The 12,224-nt window shown below is 74.9% G+C and carries 11 protein-coding genes; 8 read left to right on the top strand and 3 right to left on the bottom strand.

What is annotated here, in order from left to right:
- The 4 genes from EHS43_RS23925 to EHS43_RS23910 all read left to right on the top strand — a co-directional run.
- On the top strand, positions 1 to 549 hold a 549-nt coding region (locus tag EHS43_RS23925), incomplete at its 5' end, for a PDZ domain-containing protein (protein ID WP_148104084.1).
- A gap of 121 nt (positions 550 to 670) precedes the next feature.
- A complete protein-coding gene (locus tag EHS43_RS23920) occupies positions 671 to 1,294 on the top strand; it encodes a LysE family translocator (protein WP_125192827.1) in 624 nt (207 codons plus the stop codon).
- A 115-nt stretch (positions 1,295 to 1,409) separates the two neighbouring features.
- Positions 1,410 to 2,534: an aminopeptidase P family protein gene (locus EHS43_RS23915; RefSeq protein WP_125192826.1), complete on the top strand. Its 1,125-nt coding sequence runs from the start codon at positions 1,410 to 1,412 to the stop codon at positions 2,532 to 2,534.
- Between the two features lie 48 nt (positions 2,535 to 2,582).
- The gene (locus EHS43_RS23910) at positions 2,583 to 3,527 is read left to right on the top strand and encodes an aminoglycoside phosphotransferase family protein (protein ID WP_125192825.1); all 945 of its coding nucleotides are present in this window, start codon (positions 2,583 to 2,585) and stop codon (positions 3,525 to 3,527) included.
- Positions 3,528 to 3,715: 188 nt separating this feature from the next.
- Here EHS43_RS23910 and treZ read toward each other — a convergent pair whose 3' ends face one another.
- Entirely contained in the window at positions 3,716 to 5,461 is a 1,746-nt protein-coding gene (gene treZ / locus EHS43_RS23905) for a malto-oligosyltrehalose trehalohydrolase (protein WP_125192824.1), read from the bottom strand.
- Positions 5,462 to 5,634: 173 nt separating this feature from the next.
- Here treZ and EHS43_RS23900 point away from each other — a divergent pair, with 173 nt between their 5' ends.
- The 3 genes from EHS43_RS23900 (at position 5,635) to EHS43_RS23890 (ending at position 8,108) form a co-directional block, all read left to right on the top strand.
- The gene (locus tag EHS43_RS23900; protein ID WP_125192823.1) at positions 5,635 to 6,186 is read left to right on the top strand and encodes a DUF1707 and FHA domain-containing protein; all 552 of its coding nucleotides are present in this window, start codon (positions 5,635 to 5,637) and stop codon (positions 6,184 to 6,186) included.
- 138 nt (positions 6,187 to 6,324) lie between these two features.
- Positions 6,325 to 7,689 (top strand): M14 family zinc carboxypeptidase, encoded by a 1,365-nt coding sequence (locus tag EHS43_RS23895; RefSeq protein ID WP_125192822.1) that lies wholly within the window; start codon positions 6,325 to 6,327, stop codon positions 7,687 to 7,689.
- Positions 7,686 to 8,108 carry an SSI family serine proteinase inhibitor gene (locus EHS43_RS23890; RefSeq protein WP_125192821.1) on the top strand — a complete coding sequence of 141 codons (423 nt, stop codon included), beginning with the start codon at positions 7,686 to 7,688 and terminating at the stop codon, positions 8,106 to 8,108. Before EHS43_RS23895 ends, EHS43_RS23890 begins: the two co-directional genes overlap by 4 nt.
- A 27-nt stretch (positions 8,109 to 8,135) precedes the next feature.
- On the opposite strand, the gene EHS43_RS23885 is transcribed toward EHS43_RS23890, so the two are convergent.
- Positions 8,136 to 9,386: a M14 family zinc carboxypeptidase gene (locus EHS43_RS23885; RefSeq protein WP_125192820.1), complete on the bottom strand. Its 1,251-nt coding sequence runs from the start codon at positions 9,384 to 9,386 to the stop codon at positions 8,136 to 8,138.
- 188 nt (positions 9,387 to 9,574) lie between these two features.
- Positions 9,575 to 11,929, bottom strand: a complete 2,355-nt coding sequence (gene treY / locus EHS43_RS23880; protein WP_125192819.1) for a malto-oligosyltrehalose synthase — start codon at positions 11,927 to 11,929, stop codon at positions 9,575 to 9,577.
- A gap of 92 nt (positions 11,930 to 12,021) precedes the next feature.
- On the opposite strand from treY, the gene EHS43_RS47090 reads away from it, so the two are divergent.
- The coding region (locus EHS43_RS47090; protein ID WP_221740754.1) for a hypothetical protein at positions 12,022 to 12,224 on the top strand (203 nt) is incomplete at its 3' end.

Here is a 12,224-nt window from a genome sequence, read left to right as displayed (position 1 = left end):
GCTGGGGGCGGGGGCGGGAAAGCCGGGCCGGTCCGGCGCCCGCACGCCGCGCGCCGGCGCGGACGCCGGCTCACGACCCTGCTGGCCGGCCTGCTCGCAGCGGCCGTCCTGGTGCTGTCGGGGGTGGGCCTCGGGACGGTCGGCGCCACGGTGATCGGCATGAGCAAACTGGCCGAACTGCGACGACACGCGGGACCTCACCAGAGCGGGTCCCCGGGCGCGCGGCACCCCGGCCCCGCCGGGTCGAACGCTCCGCCGACGACCCCCGTCCCACCGGCGCCCGCTGTGGCGACCCTCGGCCTGGAGGCCGTGGACGGCGAGAAGACGGGCGCGCTGGTGGTCGGCGTCCACGTCCCCGGCCCGGGCTACGCGGCGGGCCTGGTCCGCGGCGACGTGGTGCTCGCCCTCGGCCGGACCCGCGTCGACGGGGCCGAGGACCTCGCGCGCGCCGTCGCGAAGGCCCGAGTCGGCCACGAGGTCGTGCTGACGGTCCGCCACCGCGGCGGTGGCCATCAGCAGCTGACCGCCGTACCGGGGGTCGTCACGTGAGCCGTCGCCCTGCGGCCCGGCGTCCCCCTCGTCGTCCAGCGCGGTGTCCGAGCAGCCGCTCCCTCAGCCCGGGGCGGAAAACCACTGGTCCGGATCCGGCCGCCGACGCCACGATGAGCCCATGCCGGCCACGCTCATCGCCTTCCTGGGGGCCTGCACCCTCATCGCCGCGTCACCCGGGCCGAGCACCGTGCTGATCATCAAGCAGTCCCTGCACGGCAGACGCTCCGGCCTGCTGACCGTCCTCGGCAACGAGACCGGCGTGTTCGTCTGGGGCGTCGTCGCCGCACTCGGCCTGACCGCGCTGGTGACGGCCTCGGAGATCGCCTACGGCGTGATGCGGATCGTCGGTGCCGCCGTGCTCGTCGCCTTCGGCGTCCAGGCGCTGCGGCAGGCGCGCCGCACCGGGGCGGACGCCGGCGGCGGTGGCGGGGAGAGCACCGGAACGACCGGCTGGGCGGCCTACCGCGCGGGACTGCTGCTCAACCTCGCCAATCCCAAGGCGGCGGTCTTCGCCCTGTCCTTCCTGCCGCAGTTCGTTCCCGAGGGCGCCCCCCACCTGCCCACCATGGTCGGCCTGGCCGCGCTGTGGGCGGTCTACGAGGTCGGCTACTACGGCCTCTACGTGTGGTTCGTCGGCCGGCTGCGCACCGTGCTGTCCCGCGTGGGCGTGCGCCGACGGCTGGAGCAGGCCTCCGGGGGCGTCCTGCTGCTCCTCGGCGTCCGCATGGCTCTGGAGGGCTGACGCAGGCCCGGTTACCCGACCGGTCCGTGCGAAAGACGTGCCGACCGGCTCGCGCGGCCCCCGCCGTCCGGGCAGGATGCTGCCCAACGACCATCACCCGCCCAGGGAGGCCCGGATGACCGGCACCGCAGCGCCCTTCGCCGCCGACGACTTCAGGGCCCGCATGGAGCGCGCGGCCCGGTCGGCCGCCGAGGCCGGGCTCGCCGGACTCCTCGTGGCTCCCGGCCCCGACCTGGTGTGGCTCACCGGCTACGCGCCCACCGCCGCCACCGAACGGCTCACCCTGCTGGTCCTCGCCCCCGGACAGGCCCCCGTCCTCGTCGTGCCCACCCTGGAGGCCCCGGACGCCGCCAAGGCCGCCGGCGCGAGCGCCCTGACCCTGCGGGACTGGACCGACGGCAAGGACCCCTACGCCGCCACCGCCGCCCTCCTGGACGCCGGCGGCCGGTTCGGCATCAGTGACAACGCCTGGGCCATGCACCTGCTGGGTCTCCAGAAGGCCCTGCCCGGCACGTCGTACGCCTCCCTCACCGAGGCCCTGCCGATGCTGCGCGCCGTCAAGGACGCGGCGGAACTGGAACTGCTGGCGGCCGCGGGCGCGGCGGCCGACGCGACGTTCGAGGAGATCCGCAAGGTGCCCTTCGGCGGCCGCAGGGAGTCGGAGGTGGCCGCCGACCTCGCCGGACTGCTGCGCCGCTTCGGCCACTCCCAGGTCGACTTCACCATCGTCGCCTCGGGACCCAACGGGGCCAACCCGCACCACGAGGTGGGGGACCGGGTCATCGAACGCGGCGACATGGTCGTCCTGGACTTCGGCGGCCTCAAGGACGGCTACGGCTCCGACACCTCCCGCACGGTCCACGTCGGCGAGCCCACCGACGAGGAACGCCGGGTGCACGACCTCGTCCGCGCGGCCCAGGAGGCGGGCTTCGCAGCGGTACGGCCCGGGGTGCCCTGCCAGGACGTCGACCGGGCCGCCCGCGCGGTCATCGCCGACGCCGGGTACGGCGAGTACTTCATCCACCGCACCGGGCACGGCATCGGCGTCACCACGCACGAACCGCCGTACATGATCGAGGGCGAGGAACAGCCCCTGGTGCCCGGCATGTGCTTCTCGGTGGAGCCCGGCGTCTATCTGCCAGGCCGTTTCGGGGTACGCATCGAGGACATCGTCACGGTCACCGAGGACGGCGGCCGCAGGCTCAACGACACCACCCGCGAGATGGTCATAGTGGACTGACCGACCCACCAAGGAGCCCCTCCACCCCCGAGCGACTACGGCGCGACCATGACCCAGGCACCGACACCCACCGCGGACACGGTCCGCGAGCTGGTCCGTTCCCTGCTCAAGGACGGCACCTCCGACACGGGCGGGCCCGAGGTACGGCCCGCCGCCGAGGGCGGGCACACCACCTGGTGGGTCGGCACCCGCCATGTCCTGCGCCTCGCCGCCGACCGCGAGGCATCCGTCCGAAGACGACGGGAACTGCGGCTGCGCGACCTGGTCCGCCCGCATGTCCCGGTCGCGGTGCCGACCGGCGTGGCGCAGGGCGAGTGGGCGCCCGGGCTGGCCTACACCCTCGACACCAAGGTGCCCGGCGGCTCGGCGGAGGAGCACGACGTGTCCGCCGTCGGCGAGGCCGACCTGGCCGGACTGCTCACCGGGCTGCGCGAGGTGCCGGTACGGCAGGCCGAGGCGCTCGGCGTGCCCCGCCTGGCCCCGCGTTCCCTGGAGGCGCTGCGCCGGGAGGCCTCCCGGGCCGCGGAAGTCCTCCGCGCGGCCGACGAGTTCGACCCGGCCCGGCTCCAGCAGCTCACCTCGCCCGCCGCGGTCCAGCTCGCCGCACAGCCCGGCGGCGCGGTCCTCGTGCACCACGCCCTGACCGGTGAACACCTCGTGATCAGCGCCGACGGCCGGGTCCGCGGTGTCCTCGACTGGACCGACGCGGTCGTCGGCGACCCCGCCGAGGACATCGCGGGCCTCGCGCTCGCCGTCGGCTCGCCCGCCGCCGTCCGCGCCGCCACCCTCGCCGGCTACGGTGCCCGTCCCTGTCTTCGCGGACTGTGGCTCGCCCGCTGCGACACCGTGATCCGCCTCGCCGCGGGCCTGAACGGACGTGCCGCCGAGCCCCTGCCCCTGCTGCGCGTGCGGCTGCGCCGGGCCTGGGAGGCGATCCTGCTGGAACGCGTCACCGAGCTGCGGGACGCGGAGACGGACGACGCGGAGCCTTGAGGGGCGGTTGCGGCAGTGGCGTCCGCCGCGCGACGCCCGGACGGGCCGTACGCGCACGCGTGCGCCGCGCCGTCCCCATGCCCGCGCCTACGGAGGCGGCACGGCCGCCCCGCGACGACGCCACTGCCACAACCGGCCCCGGACGGCGCCGCCGGGTCCGTTCCGCTCCGCCGCGGCTGCTCGGGACGTCACCCCTGCAGCAGCACCACGCACGACTCCCCGGGCACGTGCAGCACTCCGTCCGGGCCCGGCGCGTCCACCGGCTCCCAGGCCGCCAGGACACGCGCCTCGCGGGGGCCCAGGGGAATGGCCGCCGGTGACTTCGCGAGGTTCACCGCCACCCGGACGTCCCCGCGCCGGAAGGCGAGCCAGCGCTGGTCCGGGTCGTAGGCCACCTTGGTGTCGGCGAGGTCGGGGTCGGTGAGATCCGGCTGCTCGTGCCGCAGCGCGAGGAGCCGGCGGTACCAGGCGAGCACACGCGCGTGGGGCTCGCGTTCGGGCTCGGACCAGTCGAGGCAGGAGCGGTCGCGGGTCGCCGGGTCCTGCGGGTCGGGCACGTCCTCCTCGGCCCAGCCGTGCTCCGCGAACTCCCGCCGCCTGCCCCGGCGTACGGCCTCGGCGAGCTCGGGATCGGTGTGGTCGGTGAAGAACTGCCAGGGCGTGCTCGCCGCCCACTCCTCGCCCATGAACAGCATCGGGGTGAAGGGCGCGGTCAGCACGAGCGCCGCCGCACAGGCCGCCAGACCGGGGGAGAGGGACGCCGCCAGCCGGTCCCCCTGGGCGCGGTTGCCGACCTGGTCGTGGGTCTGGGAGTAGCCGAGCAGCCGGTGCCCCGCCGCGCGCGTACGGTCCAGCGGGCGCCCGTGGCTGCGGCCGCGGAAGCTGGAGTAGGTGCCGTCGTGGAAGTAGCCGCCGGTGAGGGTCTTGGCGAGCGAGGCCAGGGGTGCCCGCGCGAAGTCGGCGTAGTAGCCCTGCGACTCGCCGGTCAGCGCGGTGTGCAGGGCGTGGTGGAAGTCGTCGTTCCACTGGGCGTGCAGCCCGAGACCGCCCTGGGCGCGGGGCGTGATGAGCCGTGGGTCGTTGAGGTCGGACTCGGCGATGAGGAACAACGGCCGCCCCAGCTCGCCGGAGAGAGCGTCGACCGCGGTCGACAGCTCCTCCAGGAAGTGGCACGCGCGCGTGTCGGCGAGCGCGTGCACGGCGTCCAGGCGCAGTCCGTCGATCCGGTAGTCCCGCAGCCAGGAGAGCGCGCTGCCCAGCAGGTACGCGCGCACCTCGTCGGAGCCGGGGGCGTCCAGATTGACCGCGGAGCCCCAGGGCGTGTGGTGCGTGTCCGTGAAGTACGGCCCGAACGCGGGCAGATAGTTGCCCGAGGGACCGAGGTGGTTGTGCACCACGTCCAGGACGACCCCGAGGCCCGCCTCGTGCGCCCGGTCGACGAAACGCTTCAGGGCCTCGGGGCCGCCGTAGGGCTCGTGGACCGCCCACAGGGAGACGCCCTCGTAGCCCCAGCCGTGCCGTCCGGGGAACGGGCACAGCGGCATCAACTCGACGTGGGTGATACCGAGTTCGACGAGGTGGTCCAGCCGGGCGGCGGCCGCGTCCAGGGTGCCCTCGGGTGTGTAGGTGCCCACGTGCAGCTCGTAGAGGACCGCGCCCGGCAGCGGACGGCCCGCCCACCGCGCACGCCAGGCGTACCGCTCGTGCTCGACGACCGCGCTGAGTCCGTCCGGGCCGTCCGGCTGACGGCGCGAGCGCGGGTCGGGCAGCACGGGGCCGTCGTCCAGCGCGAAGCCGTACCGGGTGCCGTCCTCGGCCTCCGCCTCGCCCCACCACCATCCCGAGCGCTCCGGATCACGCTCCAACGCGTGCGTGGCGCCCTCGCAATGGAGCGTCACACGGCCGGCCTGCGGTGCCCACACCTCGAACTGCACGGACGGTTCCCCTTCGTCTGTTCACCGTGATGTAGCCCGTCCATCGTGCTTCAAACGAGATCAATCCGCCTAAGAATCCTCCGCTTTGCGGCAGGTGTCGTCGCCTGCGCGCGTGTGGCGGCCGTTGTCTCGTTTTCTGGACACCCGGGGTTCACTGCCCGACAATCACCAACGTGACGTCGTCCTTCGAGTTCAACACGTACCCCGCGCGGCTCTCCGACGCGGAGCGCGACAAGGTGCTGAAGGTGCTCCGTGACGGCGTCGCCATGGGCCGCCTGTCGCACGACACCTTCGTGCGCCGCATGGAACTGGCCCTCGTCGCGCGCCGGTCCGACGAACTCGCCGCGCTCACCGCGGACCTGCCCCAGGAGAGCCGCGTCTCCCGTCTGGTGTTCGGCACCGTCGAGGCCGTCTCCGGCTTCACCGTGCGGCTGCGCAGGGCGTGGCAGGCCGAGCGCCTGCCCAAGCTGCTGCTGCCGCACCCCGGCAGCGGCCACGCGCTGCGCATCGGCCGCGATCCGGCGAACGGCCTCAGGCTGACCCACGAGACGGTCTCCCGCGTGCACGCCGAACTCACCCGTCAGGGCGGCATGTGGGTCCTGCGCGACCTCGGATCCACGAACGGCACCACGGTCAACGGCCGGCGGGTCATCGGCGCTGCCGTCGTCCGCGAGGGCGATCAGGTCGGGTTCGGGCGGATGGCCTTCCGGCTCGCGGTCAACTGAGCCCGACCTCACCTCTGGCCTGGGCTTTACGTGCCGTCGCGGCCCTCGACCTGGTCCCTCGCGCGGTGTTGACGTACCCCCCAAGTCGTGACTGACTGTGCGTACACCATGCACATCAGGTGAACCGACGGCACCACATTGTGGAGGTGTGCCCTGCCGCCCCTCCTCCGCTACCCGACCGTCGACGAGCTCGGCGCGCGGGCCGCAGCGCTCGTCGCCCGCCATCCCGCGGACGCCCGGCTGCGCCGCGCCGGCACCTCCCGCGCGGGCAACCCCCTGTGGCTGCTCTCCGTGGGCCACGGCAGCCGCCAGGCCCTCGTGGTCGCCGGCCCGCACGCCAACGAACCCGTGGGCGGCGGCACCGTCCTCAGACTCGCCGAACGCGCCCTGGCCGACCCCCGGCTCACCGTCGAGGCCGACGCCACCTGGAACCTGCTGCTCTGCCTCGACCCCGACGGCCTGCGCCGCAACGAGGGCTGGCTGCGCGGCCCGTACTCCCTCGGCCGCTACTTCCGGAACTTCTTCCGACCCGGCTTCGGCGAACAGCCGGAGTGGCTGCCCGACGGCGCGGACGCCGCCGCGCTGCCCGAGACCCGCACCCTGCTCGCGCTCCAGGACGAACTGCGGCCCTTCCTCCAGTGCTCCCTGCACGGCGTCGACGTGGGCGGCGGTTTCGTCGAGCTCACCCGCGACCTGCCCGGCCTCGCCCGGCACGTCGCCCACACCGCGTCCCGGCTGCGTATCCCGCGCGAGCTCGGCCCGTACGACACCCTCTACTGGCCGTGCCTGGGCCCCGCCGTCTACCGGATCCCGCCGCCCCGCCGCGGCGACCTGGCCGCCGCCATCACCGAGGCCGCCGTCGAGTCGACCTGGTACCACCCGCACCGGTACGGCACCGTGACCGCCGTCGTCGAGTCGCCCATGTGGGGCGTGGCCGGCGTGGAGGACGGCGGCACCCCCGCCGACGCGGACGCCGTGCTGCGCACCGTCAGCCACACGCTGCGCCGCGACGCGCTGCTCCTCAAGGACGTCCTGGCGCGGATCCGCCCGCATGTCTCGGCCGCCCCCGACGCGGCCCGCCTGCTCGCCCCGGTCGAGGACTATTTACTGGTCTGCCCCGGACTCGCCGACGCCTGGGACCCCGACGTCACCGACGGCGGCCGTCCGCTGCCCCCGCTCAGCACCGGGCACCTGGCCGCGCTGCGCATCGCGGGACGGCGCCTCGCCCTGCGCACGGCCGGCCTGCTGCACCAGCTCGTGACCCGCGCGGGCACCGACCCGCTCGGCGCGCTGCCGGAACTGGACCGGCTCATCGACCTGTGGTGCGCCGACTACCGCGACGGCTGCGGGGCACGCTGGATCCCGGTCCCGCGCCAGATCGAGTACCAGTCCCGGGTCGTGCTCGCCGCCTTCGAACTCGCCGCGCGGGACGCGCCCGCGCGCTCCCGTTCGGGTGAGCCGGGCTGGGGATCCGAGGCCGCCGTGCCGATGCATCGGGAATGACGCACACGAGCTCAGCGACAGCGCCACGGCGAGCGGCACACCTGGTTCTGACGGCGGCCGCCCTCCTCCTGGCCGCCGCGGCCCCCGCCACGGCCGGGTCCCCGGCCGGTGGCGACCACCTCTACCTCATGGTCACCACGGGCGACGGCCGCTCCAGCGACACCCGCGGCACCCTCCTGCTGTGCGACCCGCCCCAGGGCCACGCCCGCGCCGCCGAGGCCTGCGCGCAACTGGACTCCGTCGGCGGCGACATCGGCGCCCTCGCACCCGCGGACGTCTACTGCCCGATGCTCTACGCGCCGGTCACCGTCCGGGCCAGTGGACAGTGGAACGGCCGGCCGGTCGAGTACCGGCAGACCTTCTCGAACGGCTGCGTGATGGGAGCGCGGACCGGGGCGGTCTTCGCCCTGGACGGCTGACACCCCGCGCGCGTGGGCGGGACCGCCTCACCGCGCCCGCTCACGCGCGTGCAGCGCCACCGCCACGACCGTGCGGGCCTGGTGCTCGACCTGGTGCTCCAACGGCACCCAGCGGGCCCCGAAACGTTCCGCGAAGGAAACGCTCCACGCGTTGACGAGCCGTTCGAGACGCGGGGCCGCGCGGTCGTCGGCCTCCCGCAGCACCCGCAGCAGCATGGCCGCGGCCCGCAGCGGCAGCCGGCGGGAGAACGCGTCCACACTGCCGATGTACGCCCGCGTGTCGTCCGCGGGCCGGGTCCGGACCCAGTCGGCGGCCAGCCCCGGCACCAGCCCCCGCCCCCAGGTGGCCGCCCGCAGCAGCGGCCCCTCGGCGCCCGCGAGGCGCGGCAGCGCGTCCGCCAGCACCCGGTCCACCGCCCGCGACTGGCACAGCAGCCGCCCCGCCAGCCACCGCATGGCCGCCGCCGGCGCCGGATGCGGGGCCGGATCGTCCACCAGGTCGCTCGCCCACATCGGCACCTCGACCACCGCCGTCAGTCCGCCGTACCGGTGCGCGTGGTACCAGGTGCTGCGCCGCGCGTCGTCCGGCATGCTCGGGTACGCCGCCCCGGCACCCGGCGCCGGCATCACATGCACCCCGGGCCCGGCCGCCGGCCAGCCCGCCGCGTCCGAGGCCCCCGTCTCCACCGGAATGTGCAGCTCCGCCGCCGACTTGGCGAACGGCTCGGCGATCCCCGGCACGTCCTTCGTCAGCTGCACCCAGCTGCCGCCCAGATCGGTGCCGTGCAGGGTCACCTGAACATAGGGCCGCAGCTCGTCGATCAGCCCGGTCAGGGCCCGGGTCTCGGGCGGCAGCCGGTCCGGCGGCAGCATCGCGGGTGCCCACTCCGGCTGCTCCGCCCCGGCCGGCCGGAAGAAGCCGAGGTGGTAGTCGAGGAGACTCCGCGGCGCCGGGGTGACGTGCAGGCTCGCCCCGTCGGGATCCGCGCACAGCAGGAAGTGCCAGGACGTGTCCGCCCGCAACTCCGGCTCGGCCAGCACCCGTCGGGCCACCGCCAGCGCGGCGGGGCCGCCGGCCTGCTCGTTGGAATGGGCGCCCGCGACCACCAGGACGGCTCTTTCGGCGCGGCCGACCGACAGCACGTACAGGGGTCTGCCCGCGCGCGAGACACCCACCTGCCTCAGCCGGCAGACGCCGGGCCGCAGTGCGACCAACGCCCGTGCGGACCGGACCAGTTCGGTCACCGTGGGGTAGCGCAGCTCCGGCAGCAGACTCACCCCCGACCCGTCCGACCGGCCTCGCCATCCGCAGTACCCCACGGTCCGGTTGAGCTGTCAAGCAGACCGTGGGGAGCCTCCTGGGGGCGCCCGGAGGCATTCACCGGCAACCGGGCAACCGGTGGGGCCGTCGGTGCCGGCAGGGGTGTCCGCGTGCCTGGTGGCGACCCGGGCGTCACCAGGGGTGGTCACTCCGCGGCGACCCGCTCCAGCATCGCCACCGGCGACTCGCCCAGAAGCTCCGCCACGCGCGCGTACCCGGAGAACTCCCGCTCCGGCACCAGCACGTCGCGCCACACGCCCGGCGGCAGCGGCAGCACCGTCTCCCCCCAGCCGCCCGCCTCCGCCAGCCGCAGCGACAGCCGGGTCACCGCGGTGACCACCTCGTCCGAGCGCGTGAACGCCACGCAATGCCCCGCCGAGGGCCCCTCCGCCGCGAGCGGCCCGTACGTCGCCGCGTCCCCGAAGACCTCCGGCCGGCGACGGCGCAGCCGCAGCGCGGCGGCCGTGAGCGCGCCCTTGTCGCCGGCGTCCTCCGGCGGAAATTGCACCGGCCGCCGGTTGTCCGGGTCGACCAGCGCCAGATACCGGCCCTCCGTGCCCTGGTACACGTCGGGCACCCCGGGCATCGTCAGCTGCACCAGGGCCGTGCCCAGCTCGTTGGCCCGGATGTGCGGGTCGAGGCGAGCGCGCAACGCGGCCACCCGCTCGCCCGGCGGCCCGCACGGCCCGGACCCCACGAACTCCGCCACCGCCTCCTCGTACGCCGGCTCCTGCTCCGTCCAGCTCGTGTACAGGCCCGCCTCGCGCACATGCTTCAGCAGCGCCTCCCGCACCCGCTCCGGGGCCGCGGGACCGAGCCCGAACACCGTCTGCCAGGCTGCCCACGCCAGCTGTGCGTCCGGCGCTCCGTCGCCGGTACGGGTCACCTCGGCCAGCGTGTCCGCCCACCACTCGGGGCACTCGGTGAGCACCGCCAGGGCCGCGCGCACATCGGCACTGCGCTTGGTGTCGTGCGTCGACACCACCGTTCCCGTCAGCGGCCAGTCGCGCTGCACGCGAGTGCAGTAGGCGTGGAACTCCCCGGGCGAGACGGCCGGCCTCCCGGGGTTCCCGCCCACCTCCGTCGCCGACAGCAGCGGCACGTACCGGTAGAACGCCGTGTCCTCCACGGACTTGGCCCGCAGCGCCGACGCCGTCTGCGCGAACCGCGTGCGGAACTCCACATGGTCCGGCCCGTCACCGACCCGCCCCAGCACCAGATCCCGTACGACGTCGACGGCGCCCGCCTCCTCGGGGACCACGAAGGCGAGCCGGGCCTCGGCCGCGGCCTCCTCCGTGACGACCGACGCGGCGTCCGAGGAGCCGTAGGGCCGGTAGACCTCCATGCGCACCAGCAGTTCCTGGAGCGCGGTGCGCAGCGCCCAGGGCGCGCGGTCGCGCAGCGCGGGCTCCGGGGACGTGGCACACACGCGCGTCGCCACCCGGGTCAGCCGGTCCGTCTCGGCGGCCAGCTCGTGCGTGAGCACCTTGTACGCCGCCCGGCGGGCCGTCGCGGCCCAGTCGCCGCCGCGGTCGGTCTGCGGGGCCGCGAACCGCCGGTAGTGTCCGAGGAGTTCCCCGAACCCGGCCGGGTCCGTGAACAGGCCGTCGATGTGCCGCAGGGCGTCGTATCCCGTGGTGCCGGCCACGGGCCAGGCCGCCGGGAGCTGCTCGCCGTCGGCGAGGATCTTCTCCACGACCGTCCAGCGCCCGCCGGTCGCCTCGTGCAGCCGCTGGAGGTACGTGTCGGGGTCGGCGAGGCCGTCGGGATGGTCGACCCGCAGCCCGTCCACCACCCCCTCGTGCAACAGCTGGAGGATCTTGGCGTGGGTGGCCTCGAACACCTCCGGATCCTCGACCCGCACCCCGATCAGCTCGGAGATGCTGAAGAAGCGCCGGTAGTTGAGCTCGGTACGGGCCAGCCGCCACCACACCGGCCGGTACCACTGGGCGTCCAGGAGCTGCGGCAGGGGCAGGTCCCCGGTGCCCTCGCGGATCGGGAACACGTGGTCGTAGTAGCGCAGCACCTCGCCGTCCACCCTGAGGTTGCCGAGTTCCGCGCCGACCGGGCCTCCCAGTACCGGCAGCAGCACCTGGCCGCCCTGCGCCTCCCAGTCGATGTCGAACCACCGCGCGTACGGCGACTTCGGGCCCTCCCGCAGGACCTCCCACAGGGCGCGGTTGTGGCGCGGGTCCATCGCCATGTGGTTCGGCACGATGTCCGCCACGAGTCCGAGCCCGTGCTCGCGCGCGGTGCGCGACAGCGCCCGCAGCCCCTCCTCACCGCCCAGTTCCCCGCGCACGCGCGCGTGGTCCACGACGTCGTACCCGTGCCGCGAACCGGGGACCGACTCCAGGACGGGGGACAGGTGCAGATGCGAGACGCCCAGCGAGGCCAGATACGGCACGGCCTGCGCCGCGGCCGCGAAGGGGAAGTCGGGCTGCAGTTGCAGCCGGTACGTGGCCGTCGGAGCCGACGGGTCGGGTCGCTCAGGTGTCATGCAGAGCTACGTACCCGCCCTGCGGCCTTTCGTGTCATCGGGTGCTCCAAGTGCACGGGGGGGCGGGGACGTCGGGACGATCCCGTCCCGTCGTGACGACGAGGGTGCGGACGGGACCGTACCGTCGCGACGAGGCCGTTGCGTCGCGACGCGACGGCTCCGTCCCGACGTCGCCGCCCGCCACCCACGGCACGACGGCACGGTCCCGTCCCCACGTCCCCTACACGGGCCGCCGCAACACCGCCATGCTGCGGTCCACCAGCGTCAGCCCGTCCCCGGCCTGCACCTTCGCCCC

It is taken from the genome of Streptomyces sp. RP5T (assembly GCF_003933965.1).
Lineage (GTDB): Bacteria > Actinomycetota > Actinomycetes > Streptomycetales > Streptomycetaceae > Streptomyces.
This window is presented reverse-complemented; position numbering and strand designations above follow the sequence as displayed.